Here is a 16,371-nt window from a genome sequence, read left to right as displayed (position 1 = left end):
TCGGTGGGTTTCCGGGTCGACTCAGCGCTCACGAAGGGGTGGTGGCTCATTCTGGTTGGGGTAGGACGATGATCTCGCCGTCGAGTACTTGCCTTTCGGGTGCGCTGGGGTTGTTGGATACGTGTACCGGGAAGCGGACGACGGCGCGGATTATGCGGTTCGAGAGCCAGGATTGGGCCGTTGCGATGCGGATAGCGGCCTCGTCGTTCGAGTGGTTGTCTCTGGCGGTTGGTTTGCCCACGGTGGCCAGGGCCGATGAGAGCAGGACGGTGCGGGTGCGGGCGAGGGTGACAGGGTCGGTGAATACCGGTAGGTGCATTGAGGTCGGGGTGGTGCGGCCGGCTCGGACGAACGCACCGGGTGTCGTCGACAGGCCGTCGACATGGTGGATTGTGGGGAACTGGGTGATGCCCCACAGCGCGCACCAGGCCAGGGCGTTGTCTGTTGTTCCGGGGCGGCGAAGGCCTGTTGCGGTGCGGGATTCGCTGCCGCCGCCGACTTCGTCGGTAACGGTGTTGCCGAGCAGTCCGTCGAGCACTTGGCCGGGGGTTCGGGCTGCTACCACGGCCGCGAGCAACTGGAGGCGGTTGCCCACGAACTCCTCGCCGCGGTTTCGGGTTTTCATCTCCCAGCGGGAGGCGCCATCGTCCGGGCGGGGGTCCGGTTCGGCTCGCCACCAGGCGGGCTCGCCGAGCCCGCCGATCATGCGGAGGTCCAATTCGTCTGCGGGGGAGAGCTGGTCGAGGGCGGTATGTCTGGCTTCTTGCAGGTCGCACCACGACCGGGCGTTGGACGCGGCCTTGATGCGCGGGCTGAATACGGCGGTCGAGCGGTTTTCGTGATCGGTCCGCTGTTGTATCCAACTATCCTCCAGGCAGTGCTCTAGAGAGTGGCGGTGGACCAGCTCGGCTACGTCCTGCTCTGCCAGGTCTCCGACATCGAGGCAGGGCTTGGGAGTTCGGCTGCGTGCCCACCAGAGTCGACCGGCCGTGCCTGCGTCCTCGCAGAGTGCGGCGAGACCGTATAGCGCGAAATGCGTGAAGGCACTGGTGATTTCGCCCGGAAGGGTGAGTATGGTCATCGTCCCTCCGCGGAAATCTGGCAGTCGGCGGCGCGGAGCAGTGCCTCGAGATAGGCGCAGCCCCAGACGCCCCAACTCCTGTGGGTAGTCTCGATCAGCTGGTCCCAGAACCCTCCGTCGAACAGCTGTCGCGCATGGGTGCCGGTCTTCGTATCGGTGTCGATGAGGTCCGCTGCGCCGTGGGGAAATTCGGGACGCCCATGACCGTGACTCGTGCCGACGAGGCGCAGCACCAGATCCCGGTCGGCACCCTCGGTGAGGCTGGCGTAGGCAATTGCTGCCGACAGCTGTTCGTGCCGCCATCCAAGCGGTAGTCCGCCCGCGTATTCCGCCAGCCGGGCGCTGCGAGGGGAAAGGTAGCTCTTGGCGAGGAGTGTGTTTTCAGGATTGTTGTTACGCAGGCGAACTCGCTGAAACCGAGGGTCGCGCTTACCTATGTCGTGCTGGCGGCCGGCTTCGGCCAGTACCGGGAGTAGCCGCGTCGACAATCCCAGGCGCTCGCCCAGATGTTCGGCGCGCTCGGCGACCGCCGCGTTATGCTCGCCGAGCAGAACCCGTCTTGCTGGCGTATACAGTTGGCGCGCTTCGTCATCGACGGCTACGGGCGATATCTCCGAGATCACCAGCCATCGGGAACTAGGTGTATCCAGCCCGTCGGTCTCGAGGACGAGTCGATCGGTCGGGACGGCAAGTGCCTTCCGAAGGGGCTGGCTGCGTGACTGGTAGCGGAGCAGCACGTCGATAACGCCGGATTCGACGGGGCAACCGAACGGGTCGTCGTTCTCGCGGGTGATGTCGGCGATATCGTCCAACATGCGGTCTTCCCACGTGCGACCGTTTTCGGTTGCGGTGAAACGCCATCGCGCGCCGTCGAGGTCGTCGTAGACGTCACTGCCTGTATCATGCGGGCTGCCGACAACCACACCGCAGGTGCAGACCTGCTCAGTGGAATCGACGATCACAATGTCGCCTGGCCCGATGTCGTCGCTGTCCTGCAGGTTTTGCAGATCGGCGTTCCGGTACACCCAAGCCCGGTTGCGTTCCAGTATGGGGCGCAACAACGTCCGCAGAACCGCGATGTCGGTCGGGTAGATCTCGTCGGCGAGCGGTGGGGTGGCGCACAGCAAACTGGTTGCGTATACGGTCTGGCGCGGCAGCTGTGATCGAACGACCAACCCAGCGCTGGGCTTCTCCTTCTCCAATGAGTCGCGCAGCCATAGTGCGAGGTCGGGTTCTGACAGTAGTTCGCCGTTGGTGCGGCTCAGCAGCCAGGCGTCGTAGTGTTCGAGCCGTTGTATGAGGGTTCGGACGGGAGGTTCTGGCGGCGGCGGTTTCGTGGTGAGCGCCCACGGTGACAGCCCAGCAGCATCCGATTCCTTGTGCGCCAACCATTCCCAGGTCTCGCGTAGGTGGTCGTATTGTTCGGTCTCGCCTCTATCCGCGTACGGCGGAACCACCAGCCTTCGAGATTCTCGCCCGGTTGATGCGGTGAGGAGATCCGAATCCGCGTCGGGACCTATGACCGTGAATTCGGTCGATGTCAAGCGACCGATCCGGTTGACCCGCCCGGCGCGCTGGGCCAGTGCCTGGGCCGGTGCCAATTCGGATACGGCGGCCGCGAAATCCGCGTCCACACCGACTTCCAGAGTCTGGGTTGCCACGGCAACGTCCACGATGTCGTTGCCGTCGGTGGTTAGCAGTCCCTTCGGAAGCGCACGTCGGTCGTAGGCCCGCATTCGTCCGACTACGACTTCTACAACGAGCCCGTTGTCCTTAAGAGTCTTGGCCACCTCTGTCGCGAGCCGAATGGTGTTGACAAAACAGGCGACCGTTCGGCCGTTGCTGCTGGCGCGTCCGTAGGTGGTGTGCAAGCGGGTCACCTGTTCGACCAGAATGTCGACACAGCGTCGGTGGTCGGCGTCGCGCTGCGGGGGCCACTGGGGGACTGGCAGTAGCTGAACGGGTTTCGCGATCGTCAGCCGATCACGCAGTACATCGTCCGTGGTGAGATCGACACCCGAGACGTCAACGGCGCGGAGTTCCCGCGATGTGGAATTCGCCGGGGTAGCTGTGGTTTCCACGACGTGCAGACCTGGAATACCGATCCGCTCGGCCTCCGGTGCGACGAATTCGGCGATTCTGCGTGCTGTAGCCAGCAATTGGAGGTTGAGGTGAGCTTCGTCGAGCACCATCACCGCATCGTGGGTGAGCAGGCCAGCGTCGCGCGGCCGTGCCAGCCGGCCGATTCCGTAACCTCGGAATACCACGCGGCTGCCCCACATGTCCGGTGTGGCGCAGATGATCTGACATGCGCATGGGTCATCGATCCAGCTGCGGTCGGGCTCCAGGCCGCCTCGCATGTTCACGATGTCTATTGCCCACGCCCGTGGGATCTGCCGCAGACTCGTCAATGCGCTGGCGACGTCGGCGGTCACACCGGAGTCGGCTTTCGCCAGGATCTCCGCAATGTCCCGGGCGCGCTCGGCGTGGCGGTCGACCAGGGCTCGGCGGTTCACCACGACGGACAGGCGGCGTGGTACCGGGCCGATCGACCCCGCTGCGAACAGGGAGACAGCGAAAATGTGGACGTCGACGACCGTCGACTTGCCGGATCCCGTAGGTGCCACGATCCGGTCCGGCCAGCCTCGACCTTCGGAAAGTTCCGCGAGCAGGCGCTGTTGCCAGGCGAACGGCTTCTTACCGCCGTTGACCGCTGCGAAGAAGGCGTCGAAGTCGTCGGGAGTCAACATCTTTCACGCTCCCTCAGCATCTGTTCCGGCACGTCGCGCGGAACGAGTAGACCGCCGCCGAGGTGACGGCTCTGCCCGATGGCGACTATCGCTCGGTCGTCGGACAGGGCTCGCAGGTCGAGCGTGGCTCGATACGGAATCGTAGCCACGTGCTCGGCGGTCTTGTGCACCCACAGGGACACGTCGGATCGCGGGACGGCTGCTGCCTCGATGACACGACCGCCCGGATGCTGGTCGGCGACGGACGCGGCGATCCGTTCGAAACGGTGGGCGCCTTGCAGATCCGCGGCGAACCGGTCACGCCACACCAGACCGATGGACAGGTGCGCGGACTCGCGGAATGTCCAGCGGCGGCGGCTGTCCCGACGCCGCGTCGACGTTTCCGGAATTGCCAGCGGGTCGGTGCGCCACAATCTGACCACGTCATGATCCGGTGCGGCCCAGAACGTATCGGCGCGGATCAGGGTGGGGTCGCCGAGCCGCAGTTCCGGCCCTCGGGCGCGCTTGCCTCCTCGCGTTGCTGGTGGCACGGTGCCATGGGCGCGGGCGTTCGAGTCTGCCCGGTAGACCGTGGACAGGGCCAGCAGGGCGGAATAGATAGTCGCCCGCTCTCGGTCTCCGATAGGCGGCAGCATCACGGCGAACGTCCCTGCCGTCCCTGTGTGCGGCCGCACTTCGTCGGACAACGGGTGCCGATGGTGAGCGGGGATGAACTGGATGGCAATCCGGTTCGCCGGTGGTTGGACGCCCTCGAAGTATCGGCCGGTCAGTTCCGGAGGTGCGCCGAAACCGATTTGCGATACCAGTGCACGGTGCAGCGCCACGCACCAGGCGAGTCTGTCCTCGTCGGGCACCGGAGCGGTGCTCGTCGATTGTGCCGGAACGACAAGTACTTCCGGCCACGGCGTGTCGGCAAGAGGCTGGGTTACAGATTCGGAACCGGCCTTCCGGAAGCGCGTCGTCGAGGAGGCTACGCCCGACGGGACGACGCTCGGCCGCGTTTCCTCCGACGAGCTGTGGGCGTCTTGTGAAACCGAGGGGATCCGGCGAGTGGCAGCTTCATGAGCGATACCGAGCGCCGCCGCGCGGCCGGGCTCGGCAGTCCCGACCGTGACGGTGCCCGGTTCCACCGGATCGAGGGAGGTAGCCCCTTCGTCGACAAGGTGCGTCGGTTCCACCTCATCGGCGACTCGCAAACGCACCGGGCTTGTTGCCTCGCCGAGACAGCCGACATCTCGGCACAGGTCTTCGAATGTGTGTCGAATCGTGGAAGGCATTGCTTGCCAACACCATCCGAGCGGGCCGGACAGCGCGTAGCTGTCCGAGAATGCCCTCTCGGTGACCTTGTCCTTCCACTCCCCGCCTTCCTTCCGGATCAGCCCTTCTTTCCGGTAAGCGGTGACTCCTCGGGAGCACGGTCTGCGGTCGGGGAGGAGCAGACCAGTGGGCGGATTGGCCTCCAGCCAGTCCAGCGCGGCGCGAGCTTCCGGCGAGGGTTCCAGTCCGTTCCGGCCCTCCACCGCTGTCATGCCCTGGCCGGCAGCGTTGAGGAGCGCGGCATGCAGTCGGAGGGGACTGGGCAACGGGTCGGGTGACCCGTCTGAGCGGTGGCCGGTGTAGGTGCCGAGAAGGAATTCGGCGACGATCGCAGTGGTCATAACTACTCTCCGGCAGTGTCCGCAGTGGCCGTGGCGTAGACGACCGGGTTGCCCGTGACATCGAAGACCTGTCCTTCCCAACGGATTCCGGCCTCGCTGCGCGCCTCATCGAGTGCCGTCGCGAGCAACGTATCCGTTTCGTCGACCGTCAACGGCTCCAAATCCACGGAATTGCCGTTGCGTGCGTCCATCCTGACCGCAGGTGCGTCGTTCTCGATCAGATCGCAGTTCGCTCGAAGGTAGAGTTCGGCATCCGAGCGTGCCAGCCCGGCGAGGGCGAACGCCGCCAGCAGCGTTCGGCACGCGGAATCACCCGCGGGACCGGCACCGAAACGCAGCTGACGTAGGGTGGCGAAGCTCAAGACGTGCGTTCGGATGATGCGGCGGCATGCCACGACTCCGAGACTTTCCAGCGACGGCGGTATTGCTCCCAGCCCCAGTACCGACCCGGAGTTCTCCTTCTCGCCTCTGGTGGAGGACGCCTTATCGATCTTGCCGATCAGCTTGAGGCTCAACTCTTCACGCTGTGCTTCGGCCAGAGATTTGAGGTCGTCGCCCTTCAACTGCACGCTCGCGGCGACGGGATCGACGCGTGCGCCGCCACGTCGCGGTAGATGCTGCTGGTCCACGGTCTGATCAGCCAGTACCCCGATGACCTCGCCCACCAGGGAGCTGCGGTAGCGGCCTTGGCGAGTGCGCCTGGAAGCATCCCATGCTCCCAGCACCAGCGCCGTCGGGGCGAACTCGAGTAGGGCGCGAGCGTTTCCGGGAGTGGCGTTGCGCGCGGCTCGATACGAGTCGTGGGCCGTGACCGATCGACCGTCCACCGTTCCGGCGCGGATATGTCCGTCGAAGACTCGATGTGGGAGTTGCAAATCCGAGTACACCTCGTCCCCGTACGAGACCTGTACGCGGGGGACAAGATCGAACAGTGGATGGCCGTCGTCGATAGCATTGCAGACTGCGGCTTCGATCCTGTTGAGCGTGCTCTGCTTCTGGTCGATGATCACCGTCTTGACGGGTTCGCCGTCGATGAACCGGGTTTCGAAGGCAAAGGTGGCCCGGCTCCCGTCGACATAGCGAGCAGGTGCTACTCCGGTATGCATGCCGCCGGCCGGAGCCAGTTCGGTTACCGAAGTGAGTGCCGACGATCCGCCGGCCGAGCATGCGGCCAGCAGGTGGTCGTAGGACAGTGCGGGCACGAGATCTCCTCCAACGCAATTAATTCCGAATGGTTGCTGACTGGATGTCGGCAAGAAGGATCATGCACCGTGGGACCGACATGTAGGCGCAGATCGGTAGTTTGGGGAAGTAATCCGGAGCCTGCGGTGCGCTCCGGATCCGAAGTGACCGAATGGAATTGCCATCCGGTCGCAGTCCCTGCATCTCATTCAGGAGTAGACGATGGACAAGCCTCAATGAAGGTCGACGTCGTCAAACGTCCCATGCTGCAAGTTATCACCGGAGTAGAATACTTGTCTATTGTAACTCCGATAGCCATATTACGATCTTGATGCGACGGTGCTATCGTCAGTCTCGCGCGAGGGTGAGTTGAATCCCTTTGTGTCGGAACGAACTAGCAAGAGGGCGTAACAATCGAAGATGTCTCCCTCTTGGGGAGTGACGGAGCTCACCATGTCGAAACGCTATCCGTCCTGGCATCGCGAGGCCGCCGTTCGTTTGGCCTTGCCATACCTAGACAAGGGCGATTCACCGTATGCGATCGCGAAGGTGATCGGCCCGCTGGTTGGTGTGCATCCCGGGACATTGCGGGCGTGGATCTGCAAAGAACTCGCGGAAGGGGTTCAACCGAGCGGGGATCTGACGGACTTGTCGGCGGCCGAGCGTAGCGAACTCCAACGGCTGCGTACCGAGAATCGAGAACTCAAACGGATCGGTGCAGATCGACGGCTCCGGTCATCGGCGGTGCCCACTGTCCGGCTCCAAGTTGATATTGATCGGCGCCAGCTGGCTGGGCTTCTGCTGTGTATTCAAGGAAGAGGGGACTGAGGTTCACAGACGTCGACCGCGGGTACGCTGCTACACAGAAGGAGGTGCCGCTCGTCCACTTCTTGGTTGGCGACTATGCCGATGGTCTCGCCGAATGAAGAACGGCGACATGGCAGTTGCAGATCCGGGTACATCTCGCCTTCCGGCGACCCTCAATGAAGTGCAGCCGCGGAAGCGGCTGCGACCTCGGCGAGCAGCGGGTTGCTGGCCGAATCGGTGGCACAGCCTCAATGAAGTGCAGCCGTCGAAGCGGCTGCGGCAGGGTTGGGAATTTGGCCCGTTTCACCTGCGGTTTTAGGGGTCTCTGCGAACGCTCCCATTTCAGGATCGCAAAGATGGGTCTTCGGCGCGAGTGGTTGCGGCCGATTATGTCCTTGAGCTGCTGGTTTGTCTCCGCGAGCACTTGGTGGGATTTTCGGTTCGACGGAGCGCTCGCGGTGATGATCCCGGAATCTGCTGACAAAGAATCGCCGGGTCGGCGAGATGGTCATGATTGGACGGTGCCGTATGGCTGGGGTCTTCTTGGAGCTCGAGTCGCGAGGGCCCCAAGTTGTTCCTGCGGGTCGATCGTGCACTCAGCCCGACCAGGCCCCGGATCAGCGGCGCGGCAAAGTGTGGATCAGTAGCTCGATGAGCTGATCTCCGTCGGCATGCCACTTCTCGGCGTCGAGGTAGCCGCCGGCTTCGAGGTCGGCGATTCCGTGGGCGGCGGCGAGGAGGAGGCCCGAGAACGGGCGGCCGAGGTCGGGCCGGACGACGCGGCTGACCAGGGTGAGGAAGGCGTCCTGCGATCGGACTCTGACGTCTGTGGCCGCGGTGGGGCCGAAAGGGGGCTCGGAGCAGCATCAACCGGTAGAGGTTCGGGCGATTGCGGGCGATGGTCATGAGGGCGTTGATCGCGGCGTGCAGTGCCTTGTCCGGGGGCAGGGTCGAGTCCGCGGCGATCTGTTCAACCCGCGCCGTGAGTTGCTCCCAGCTCGCGAGGCTCATCGCCGCGAGCATCGCCTCCTTGTTCGCGAAGTGACGGTAAGCGGCCGAGCGCGAAACGCCGGCACCCGTGCCCACCGTGCGCAGCGTCACGGCCTCCATTCCGTCCTCGTCGAGCAGGGCGGAGGCTGTGCGTAGCAGGGCTTGCCTGGTCGCGGCGGCAGTTTCGATGTCAACTGATTCTCGATGAGCGACGACGCCCGACCGTTCGGAACCGAAACGAGACGACATGCACACACTGGTGATGACCGGCGCCACGAGCGGCATCGGTCGCTCGACGGCCGCCGAACTGCTACGACGCGACCCGCAACTGTACCTTGTGCTCATGGCCCGGGGCGGATCGGGTCGAGCGACGGTGTCCGGGCTGCGCGCCCCGGGGCGCGAAGTGACTTTCGTCGAAACCGATCTCTCGAGTTCGGTAAGCATCCACAGCGCTGTCGATACCGTCCGGCAGATGCTGGACAGCGGCGCGCTACCGCCGTTGAGCGGAATCGTCGGAAACGCCGGGGGTCTCGCTCGGCGACGCCGTGCACAGCACGCCGGACGGCTACGAGACGGCGGCCTCACGGCGCGGATCGTCATGCGGTGGATCACGCCGGTGTTTACCGCCACCCCGCTGGCGGACTCCGTTCAGGCGGCGGGCCGGAAGATGGCCGGCGCCGTTCTCGGTGAAGTCAGCGCATCTTCCGGGGCGTGTATCGACCGGACCGAAGACGCACGGTCATCCGATGAGTCCTATGACCGTGACCGAGAACTCGCGCTCTGGGAGTTCGCCGAACGGGTCCGTACCGCCGAACGCGACTGAACCCGATATGCATTGCTCCCGCATGCCGCTGGCGCGAATGCTGTTGTGTCAGCACGAGGAACCGGCCGCTTTCACTTCGGTGAGTGATCGCCGCGCGAGTTCACCGAACTCCTCGCCGTTGGCCGGGTCGCTCCACCGTTCGTAGGCGATCGTCCAGGCCAGCGCGCCCAGTTCCGCGGACACGCGCGCGATCAGGCTGGGGACGCCGCGGCGTTCGAGCGACTCGACCATCAACGCGGTGAGGCGAAGCCCCTTCAGCGCCTCACGTTCCCGCAATTCCGGATTGGCGGCGATCACCGCCTGCCGCCGGGCGCCGAATCCGCGGCGGTCGAGCGTGAAGGCTTCTCTTCCGATCGCGTCCAGGGCATGGGCCACGGCCTCGAGCGGGGTGGCCGAGCTCGGCGCCGCGGCGATCCCCTCGACGAGCAGTTCGGTCATCGTGCCCCCGCCGAAGAGCACCTCGCGCTTGTCCGGGAAGTGCCGGAAGAAGGTGCTCTTCGTGAGCCCGGCGCGCTCCGCGATCTCGATCACCGTCGTGTTCTCGTAGCCCCGCTCCTCGAACAGCTCGAGGGCTGCGACGGCGAGTCGCTGTGGTGCGTCGGGTTGCCAGCGGGCCATGGGAACAGGATACGGGGCTTTGTCCCATCACTCGGTGTATGGTGATGGGACAAAGTCCCGTCACTGTCTGTCGGAGGTTCCCATGAGCAGGGCTGTTATCTATGAGGCATTCGGAGGTCCCGAGGTGCTCCAGGTGCGGGAGGTTCCGGAACCGCACGCCGGGCCGGGTGAGGTTCGCGTCCGGGTGACCGCGGCCGGCCTGAACCCCATGGACTGGGGCATTGCCGCGCGCCCCGAGGTGGCGGCGCAGTTCGGGATCACCGTGCCGTCCGGCTTCGGGTACGACTTCGCCGGAGTCGTCGACGAAATCGGCACCGGCGCTGAAGGTTTCGCGGTGGGCGAGCGTGTCTACGGCGGCGCGCTGGGTAGGGCCGCCGCCGACTTCGTGGTGCTCGCGACGCCCGGCGGGCCGACCGAGTCGCTCTGGCACACGCCGGAGGGCATCGCCGACGAGGTGGCGGCCACGCTGCCGGTGGCCGGCATGACCGCCGCCGCCGCGTTGGCGGCGATCGACCTGCGCTCCGGCGACACCGTCCTGATCGGCGGCGCCGCAGGCGGTGTGGGCGTGTTCGCCGTACAGCTCGCGAAGCTCGCCGGCGCCAGGGTGATCGGGACCGCCTCGCAGAGCACCTTCGAGTTCCTGCGGCAGTTCGGCACCGAGCCCGTGGCCTACGGCGCCGGACTGGCCGACCGGGTACGGGCGCTGGCTCCCGGCGGCGTGACCGCGGCCACCGACCTGTTCGGCACCGAAACGGCCGAGACCGCGCTCGCGCTCGGCGTGCCGCCCGAACGGATCTCCACGATCGCCGCGGGCCCCAATCCTCCCGTCGGCGTGCGCCCGACCGGCGGTTTCGACGCGAGCCCGGACGCCACGGCACGAATCACCGACGCGATCCTCGCCGGCGAGATCACCGTGCCGATCGCCGCGACCTTCCCGATCGAGAAGATCCGCGATGCCGTGACGGCGCAAGCCGAACGCCATGTCCACGGCAAGATCGTGGTCACGCTGTGACCGGGCCGGTACGAAGACAAGAAGGTCGTGATCACAGGCGGCAGTAGCGGTTTGGGTCTGGCCACACTGGAGAATCCGATGTCCAGGCGGCCGAGCGGGCGAAGGCGCTGATCCCCATGCTGTGCTTGGGAACTCCGGCCGAAGTCGCGAAGGCGGCGCCGTTCCTCGCGTTCGACGCCACCTACACCACCGGTGCCGAATTTGCCGTGGACGGCGGTGGCACTCAGATCTGCGACTCGGCCCCGGTTGCCGGGTGGCGCCGATGACCATCGCCGCTCGGCGTGCCGGGGAAGGAGTAGAACGCCAGTTGGGTGGCGTGGGCGATGAGGGTGGCGGTGGTGGGGTCCCAGAGTTCGTTTTCGAGGGAGACGTAGCCGTCGTGGGAATCGTGGGCTCGGATGCGGGAGAGGATCCAGTCGCTGCGGGTCGGGGTGAGTACGCGGACCGTCATGTCCACGCTGGGGGCCAGCCAGCGCGGGGCTTCGGGGCCCAATCGTTCGTAGATCGCGCCGGGCATGGTGTCGGCGAGGACCAGTAGTGCCGAGGGGTCGAGTGTGCCGGCCGCGTCGCGGGGTGGGTGTTTGAAGCGGTACCAGTAGATCTGTTCTGCGGGTTGGGGTTCGTGTGGTTCCCAGGGGATGCGGCCGCGCACCATGCGGCCCTCCACGTGTGCCCACAGAGGTGCGGGAGTGATGCCGTCGGCGAGTGTTTCGTCGAAGGAGCGGTAGTGCTCCGGCGGCTTCGCCTCGGGCATGGCGACGTCGGTGAACTCGAATCCGGGGCGGTTGTCGCCGAAGGCCGCGGTGGCGATCAGGCCGATGCCGCCTGCCGTGGATACCGTCGCGCTGGCCTGGCTCATCGTGCGGCCGCGCCGTAGCACCGTCACGTCCGCGGTGACCGGTCCCGGGGGGATCGGGCTGACGAACAGCGTGTGCACGCTGCGCAGCGACTGGTCGAACTCCCGCTGCATCGCCCGAACCGCCAGTGCGGCAGTGATTCCGCCGTGCGGATACACGGGCGCGTTCCAGTCTTCGCTCAGCGTGCCGGTGGCCCGTCCGGGCACGTTCGTGTCGGCGGTGACTTCGGTCTCGCGAAGGAACGAGGATGACATCGTCGGCTCCCGGATGCTCTCAGATGCGGCTGAGCCACGAAGGGGCGCCGCCGTCGCGGTTTTCGCCCTTCTCGAGGAATGCCATGTTGTGGTAGAAGTGCATGCCCTTGATGGCGGCGTCGGTGGGCGCGGGCTCGCGGCCGTCGATTTCCTCGTGGTTCAGGCCGTCGAGCATGGCCTTGAGAAAACCCATACTCGTCGAAATGTCGTTGTACGCACCGGATTTGCCGCCGAAGTGCGGCCAGTAGGACGTCTGGAGATCCTCCACGACATAGACCCCGCCGTCGCGCAGCGCGGGGAAGAGCGTGTGGAAGGCCGTGATCACATGGGCGCTGATGTGGCTGCCGTCGTCGATGATGATGTCGAGCGGCCCCGTGGCTCGGACCACCCGTTCCAGATCTGTGGCCGAGGATTGATCTCCTTGCAGGACGGTCAGGCGCGGAGTCGAGAGCGCGGTCTTGTCGACGATGTCCAGGCCGAAGATCGCGGCACGCGGGAAGTAGCGCTTCCACATGCGCAGGGATTCGCCGCCGCGGTGCGGGTCGTCGTAACCGCCGACGCCGATCTCCAGGATGGTCAGCGGGCGATCTCGAATCGGGTCGAAATGTCGTTCGTAGTGCTGGGGGTATTGGTGGACGCCCCACTTGTCCGATCCCGATCGCACGCACCATTCCGCCAGGCTCGTGTGATACGGCCGGTCGATCGAATCCAGCAGTCGCCGAACGGGTTCGAACGCGAGCGCGGGTCTGCCGAAGGACTCGGGCCCGTCGATATCACGCCAGCGGAGCACCCGCGTGGCGCTGGAACCCGCGCCCCGTGGCCCGAAGACGCCGCGGACGACCTCGACCAGTGATTGTTCGACCGTGGCGTCGGTGCGTGACGCCGCAGCGGCCGTTGCCGGGTGCGCCGTGACGCCGCTGCCGGATTTGTCGACGATCATTTCCGTGATCGTTCCCTCGGTGCGCAGCCGGAACGACACGGCGACGGGCGGGCAGCCGCGCAGGTCGGCGCGGTCGACCACCTCTGCCATGACGATCCGGGCGACGGCTTCCGCGCCGATGCTCTCGATGGACTCGGCGAGGACGCCGTCCCCGGCGCCGGCAGCGTGGACGAGTCGCTCGATGTCGCCCACCGCACGTGATCTCATGCGGTGACCCTGGCACCGATCTCCGAGTCGGTCAACGAGGAGTTGGGGGCCGTGAACTCGGTACCGTCGAAACCAGGACGCTGGTAGCGGTTTTCGTTGGTGGGGCGGCTTCGGTCATCGCCTCCCGGCGCCACGGTCGGGTGCGCTCATGTCCCCCGTCCCGGGTGTGCCGTCGGCGAGTCCGTAGCGCAGGTACACGGTGCCCGTCGGACTCGCTACCGGCGGCTCGAGAAGGGTGACGTTCGTAGGCACCGCGCCACCGTCGAACACCTTCTTCCCGACGCCGAGCACGATCGGGTGCACCCAGAGGTCGAGGCGGTCGAAGAGCTTCTCGCGCAGGAGGGTCTGCACCAGGTTCAGGCTCCCGACGACCTTCACGTGCTCGTGCCGCTCACGGATCTCGCGCACCGCGCCGGCCAGATCCGGGCCGAGCTGCGCGGACCCGGCCCACGAGAGGTCGGGCCTGCCGCGGGAGGCCACGTACTTCGGGACGCCGTTGAAGAGGGTGGCAATGTCGCTGTCCTCGCCGCCCTCCTGGTGCGGCCAGTAGGCGGCGAAGATGTCGTACGTCCGCCGGCCGAGCAGGAGGGCGTCCGTGCCCTCGTACGCGGCGCCGACCTGCGCCCCGGCGACCTCGTCCAGCAGGGGCGCCTGCCAACCGCCGAACGGGAACCCCACCGGGTCCTCGTCGGGCCCGCCGGGCGACTGCCCGACGAGATCGAGGGTCGCGAACAGCTCGATGTGGATGAGGCCCATGGCTTACTCCCGATGAATTGGTTTTCCGGTCGCAAGGTAGACCTGCCGGGACCGGCGGATTCATCGCTGCGCCGGCAGCCGGCACCGCACTCGCCGACCGTGCGCGTCTTCGAGCGGCCGGAGGGGTTCGGGGACATCGGATTCGGCGCTGTCCAGGACAATCCGGGTCGATGCCGGCATGAAATAGACGTGCTGGCGATGGCGGGTAGGCGAGTGACCGCCATCGGCGAGGCCAAGGCGACGCTGGATCGCCGCGGCCTCGCTGACCTCGAACGGTTGGAGCGAATCAAGCAGCTGCTGACCGATCTCGGCCACGAGGCGACCGAAGCCGTGCTCCTGCTGTTCTCGACGACCGGTTTCACCAGCGACCTGGAGCGAGCGACTCAGGGCCGCAGCGATATCCGGCTCATCGACCTGGATCGAATGTACGGGTAGTCCCGCTCAGTGCTACGCCCATGGCCGTGCTCAGATCATGACGGGATCCGGGGAACCGGATCGCAGGATGTGGTCGATGTGGATCTGGCGGGCGATGAAGCGGCCGTTCTCGACGTTGGCGGGGATGGACGCCGGGGCGAGGGAGTTGCCGTCCGGGAGGCCGGCGTAGTACAGGCCGGGTAGTGCGCCGAGGATCCCCTTCTGCTGGATCGGTGCTCCGTGGGCGTCGAGTACTTCGTCCGGCAGAATCCGGTAATCCGGGCCGAATCCGGTGCACCAGATTATCGTTTCGATGTTGTGGTGTGCCAGGTCCAGGTTTCGTCCGAAATCGGATATGTGTTTCATATCGATGTCGGGTGCCGGATTTTGTTCGGGGGCCACGAAACCTCGCCGGCGCAGGCCCGTATCGATCTTGTCGATGATCTCTCGGAGCGAGCGGGAAGATTCCTTCGCGATATCGACGACGTTGTCCTCCAGCACGAGAACCCTGCCTTGTGCGGCGCGAGCGGATCCGACGAGGGTCACGCCCTTTCCGGCCAGTGTGCCCAGGTTGAGTTCCTGGACACCGTCTTTCACGGCGGTCACCGGCAGACCGGGCAACCTTCGCGGGTCGTCGCCGCTGCCGGTGTCCGTGGTGACGAAATCTTCGTACAGGGAGAATATGGACATCCATTCGTGGATGGTGCGTCCGCGGTAGTGGCGGGGGTAGGTGCGGTGGCGCCCGACCGACAGGAAGACGCGGCGGCCGGCGTCGGCGAGTTCGTCGGCGATCTGCTGACCGCTGATCCCCGCGCCCACCACGAGGACGGCTCCGCTCGGCAGGGACTCGGGATTGCGATAGTACCGCGAATGCATCTGTGCTACGGCCGGGTCGATATCCGCCGCCAAGTCCGGAATTCGAGGATTCGCGTAGCCGCCGATTGCCGCGACCAGGTTGCGGGATTCGATGACACCACCGGTGGACAGATGAGTTCTGAACCGGACATCGTCGTGATCGGAAGCGTTCGACGGGCATTCGACCGCCCGGACGGGTGTCTGCTGCCACACCCGGAGATTCCGTTCCTGCACATAGCGGCGCAGGTGATAGGCCAATTCCGGGCCCGACATGAAACCGTCCGGGTCGTCACCGTCGTAGTCCCATCCCGGAAACCGGACTGATCGGTTCCCGCTGCCCACGAGCAGACTGTCCCATCGTTCGTGCGCCCAAGCCTGACCGATCTCGGCCTTTTCCAGGACGATTGCCTCGTGGCCGAGGTCCTGCAATGCCGCGGCCGCTCCGCATCCCTGCTGGCCGGCGCCGATGACGACGGTCTCCGAGTATTCGATCTCCACCGGAATCACCCTTTCTGTCACGGAGGCGGACGGTCGCCGCCACTCCCGCAATGTCCGTTAGGATTGCCTAACCACATCATGTGAAGTCGGCTTCAGATCAAGGCCACGACAACGAGAGCGGTGGGTGACATGGGTAACACCCCGGCGGCGAGTGGCGGCGCGGAGGATGACGGCCTGGTCGGGATCGGTACGGCCGCACGGCGTTTCGGCCTCGCGGAATCGGCACTGCGCTACTGGGAGCAGCGCGGGCTGCTCCGCCCGGCGCAGCGGCGATCCCGGTGGCGGCTGTACGGCCCGGACGAACTGCACCGGATCGGTTTGATCCAGATGTGGCGAGACACCGGCCTGATGAACCTCGACGAGATCGCGACGATACTCACCGCGCACGACCACAGTTGGCGTGCAGCGGTGCTGGGGCGGATCGACGCGATCGAGCAGCAGCGCAAACACCTGGCGACGGCGAAGGCCCACCTGGAGCACCTACTGACCTGCCCGGACGAGGATCCCGCCGGAGCCTGCCCCTACCTACGCGAAATGACCGCCGCCCGAGCGCATACCGACCGGGCACACGACGCCACCATCTGACGGCCACCCTCGTGCGACGACGGTGGTGGCGATCCCACCGCCTCGGGCGGGGAGCGGAGTACGGGGATGGGACCGGGCCGGCGC

General features: G+C 66.0%; 15 protein-coding genes and 1 pseudogene. 6 read left to right on the top strand and 10 right to left on the bottom strand.

Annotated features, from left to right (window positions below; all coding sequences use genetic code 11):
• Positions 1-46: 46 nt before the first annotated feature.
• Genes D892_RS0103055 through cas7u form a run of 4 tightly spaced genes read right to left on the bottom strand, consistent with a single transcriptional unit; the run spans position 47 to position 6,691 of the window.
• Positions 47-1,081, bottom strand: coding sequence for a hypothetical protein (locus D892_RS0103055; RefSeq protein WP_024799840.1), 1,035 nt, complete (start codon positions 1,079-1,081; stop codon positions 47-49).
• A complete protein-coding gene (gene cas3u / locus D892_RS0103050; RefSeq protein WP_036566674.1) occupies positions 1,078-3,831 on the bottom strand; it encodes a type I-U CRISPR-associated helicase/endonuclease Cas3 in 2,754 nt (917 codons plus the stop codon). Before cas3u ends, D892_RS0103055 begins: the two co-directional genes overlap by 4 nt.
• Complete coding sequence (gene csb2, locus D892_RS44415; RefSeq protein WP_024799838.1) at positions 3,825-5,489, bottom strand: type I-U CRISPR-associated protein Csb2; 1,665 nt, start codon at positions 5,487-5,489, stop codon at positions 3,825-3,827. The genes cas3u and csb2 overlap by 7 nt, the downstream gene beginning before the upstream one ends.
• 2 nt (positions 5,490-5,491) lie before the next feature.
• Complete coding sequence (gene cas7u / locus D892_RS0103040; RefSeq protein WP_024799837.1) at positions 5,492-6,691, bottom strand: type I-U CRISPR-associated RAMP protein Csb1/Cas7u; 1,200 nt, start codon at positions 6,689-6,691, stop codon at positions 5,492-5,494.
• 433 nt (positions 6,692-7,124) lie between these two features.
• Here cas7u and D892_RS46330 point away from each other — a divergent pair, with 433 nt between their 5' ends.
• Positions 7,125-7,499, top strand: a complete 375-nt coding sequence (locus D892_RS46330) for a hypothetical protein (RefSeq protein ID WP_156959357.1) — start codon at positions 7,125-7,127, stop codon at positions 7,497-7,499.
• Positions 7,500-7,865: 366 nt separating this feature from the next.
• Here the strand turns inward: D892_RS46330 and D892_RS44800 are convergent, their stop codons facing one another.
• A complete protein-coding gene (locus D892_RS44800; protein WP_232236288.1) occupies positions 7,866-8,588 on the bottom strand; it encodes a TetR/AcrR family transcriptional regulator in 723 nt (240 codons plus the stop codon).
• 127 nt (positions 8,589-8,715) lie between these two features.
• Here D892_RS44800 and D892_RS0103030 point away from each other — a divergent pair, with 127 nt between their 5' ends.
• Complete coding sequence (locus tag D892_RS0103030; RefSeq protein WP_024799836.1) at positions 8,716-9,291, top strand: SDR family NAD(P)-dependent oxidoreductase; 576 nt, start codon at positions 8,716-8,718, stop codon at positions 9,289-9,291.
• A gap of 48 nt (positions 9,292-9,339) precedes the next feature.
• On the opposite strand, the gene D892_RS0103025 is transcribed toward D892_RS0103030, so the two are convergent.
• The gene (locus tag D892_RS0103025; RefSeq protein ID WP_024799835.1) at positions 9,340-9,909 is read right to left on the bottom strand and encodes a TetR/AcrR family transcriptional regulator; all 570 of its coding nucleotides are present in this window, start codon (positions 9,907-9,909) and stop codon (positions 9,340-9,342) included.
• Between the two features lie 82 nt (positions 9,910-9,991).
• Between D892_RS0103025 and D892_RS0103020 the strand changes: the two genes are divergently transcribed.
• Together D892_RS0103020 and D892_RS49495 are read left to right on the top strand one after the other, a co-directional pair.
• A complete protein-coding gene (locus D892_RS0103020) occupies positions 9,992-10,921 on the top strand; it encodes an NADP-dependent oxidoreductase (RefSeq protein WP_024799834.1) in 930 nt (309 codons plus the stop codon).
• A 92-nt stretch (positions 10,922-11,013) separates the two neighbouring features.
• Positions 11,014-11,187: pseudogene (locus D892_RS49495) on the top strand (SDR family oxidoreductase); the annotation flags it as partial.
• On the opposite strand, the gene D892_RS0103010 reads toward D892_RS49495, so the two are convergent.
• From D892_RS0103010 to D892_RS0103000, 3 genes are all read right to left on the bottom strand, one after another.
• Positions 11,145-12,032, bottom strand: coding sequence for a thioesterase family protein (locus D892_RS0103010; RefSeq protein ID WP_024799833.1), 888 nt, complete (start codon positions 12,030-12,032; stop codon positions 11,145-11,147). The pseudogene D892_RS49495 and the gene D892_RS0103010 overlap by 43 nt on opposite strands.
• Before the next feature lie 19 nt (positions 12,033-12,051).
• Positions 12,052-13,179 (bottom strand): class I SAM-dependent methyltransferase, encoded by a 1,128-nt coding sequence (locus tag D892_RS0103005; protein ID WP_036566671.1) that lies wholly within the window; start codon positions 13,177-13,179, stop codon positions 12,052-12,054.
• A 114-nt stretch (positions 13,180-13,293) separates the two neighbouring features.
• On the bottom strand, positions 13,294-13,935 hold the full coding sequence (locus D892_RS0103000) for a dihydrofolate reductase family protein (protein WP_024799831.1): 642 nt from the start codon (positions 13,933-13,935) through the stop codon (positions 13,294-13,296).
• Between the two features lie 12 nt (positions 13,936-13,947).
• Between D892_RS0103000 and D892_RS0102995 the strand changes: the two genes are divergently transcribed.
• Complete coding sequence (locus D892_RS0102995; protein WP_024799830.1) at positions 13,948-14,370, top strand: hypothetical protein; 423 nt, start codon at positions 13,948-13,950, stop codon at positions 14,368-14,370.
• 30 nt (positions 14,371-14,400) lie between these two features.
• On the opposite strand, the gene D892_RS0102990 is transcribed toward D892_RS0102995, so the two are convergent.
• Positions 14,401-15,723 carry an NAD(P)/FAD-dependent oxidoreductase gene (locus D892_RS0102990; RefSeq protein ID WP_232235963.1) on the bottom strand — a complete coding sequence of 441 codons (1,323 nt, stop codon included), beginning with the start codon at positions 15,721-15,723 and terminating at the stop codon, positions 14,401-14,403.
• A gap of 108 nt (positions 15,724-15,831) precedes the next feature.
• Here D892_RS0102990 and D892_RS0102985 point away from each other — a divergent pair, with 108 nt between their 5' ends.
• Positions 15,832-16,287, top strand: coding sequence for a MerR family transcriptional regulator (locus D892_RS0102985; protein ID WP_024799828.1), 456 nt, complete (start codon positions 15,832-15,834; stop codon positions 16,285-16,287).
• Positions 16,288-16,371: the final 84 nt, after the last annotated feature.

The sequence above is a fragment of the Nocardia sp. BMG51109 genome (assembly GCF_000526215.1).
Classification (GTDB): Bacteria; Actinomycetota; Actinomycetes; order Mycobacteriales; family Mycobacteriaceae; genus Nocardia.
This window is presented reverse-complemented; position numbering and strand designations above follow the sequence as displayed.

Bases quoted from the DNA above. Each gene is read 5' to 3' on its own strand.
- D892_RS0103055 (WP_024799840.1), bottom strand. From the start codon at position 1,081: ATGACCATACTCACCCTTCCGGGCGAAATCACCAGTGCCTTCACGCAT.
- cas3u (WP_036566674.1), bottom strand. From the start codon at position 3,831: ATGTTGACTCCCGACGACTTCGACGCCTTCTTCGCAGCGGTCAACGGC.
- csb2 (WP_024799838.1), bottom strand. From the start codon at position 5,489: ATGACCACTGCGATCGTCGCCGAATTCCTTCTCGGCACCTACACCGGC.
- D892_RS46330 (WP_156959357.1), top strand. From the start codon at position 7,125: ATGTCGAAACGCTATCCGTCCTGGCATCGCGAGGCCGCCGTTCGTTTG.
- D892_RS44800 (WP_232236288.1), bottom strand. From the start codon at position 8,588: ATGGAGGCCGTGACGCTGCGCACGGTGGGCACGGGTGCCGGCGTTTCG.
- D892_RS0103030 (WP_024799836.1), top strand. From the start codon at position 8,716: ATGCACACACTGGTGATGACCGGCGCCACGAGCGGCATCGGTCGCTCG.
- D892_RS0103025 (WP_024799835.1), bottom strand. From the start codon at position 9,909: ATGGCCCGCTGGCAACCCGACGCACCACAGCGACTCGCCGTCGCAGCC.
- D892_RS0103020 (WP_024799834.1), top strand. From the start codon at position 9,992: ATGAGCAGGGCTGTTATCTATGAGGCATTCGGAGGTCCCGAGGTGCTC.
- D892_RS0103010 (WP_024799833.1), bottom strand. From the start codon at position 12,032: ATGTCATCCTCGTTCCTTCGCGAGACCGAAGTCACCGCCGACACGAAC.
- D892_RS0103005 (WP_036566671.1), bottom strand. From the start codon at position 13,179: ATGAGATCACGTGCGGTGGGCGACATCGAGCGACTCGTCCACGCTGCC.
- D892_RS0103000 (WP_024799831.1), bottom strand. From the start codon at position 13,935: ATGGGCCTCATCCACATCGAGCTGTTCGCGACCCTCGATCTCGTCGGG.
- D892_RS0102995 (WP_024799830.1), top strand. From the start codon at position 13,948: ATGAATTGGTTTTCCGGTCGCAAGGTAGACCTGCCGGGACCGGCGGAT.
- D892_RS0102985 (WP_024799828.1), top strand. From the start codon at position 15,832: ATGGGTAACACCCCGGCGGCGAGTGGCGGCGCGGAGGATGACGGCCTG.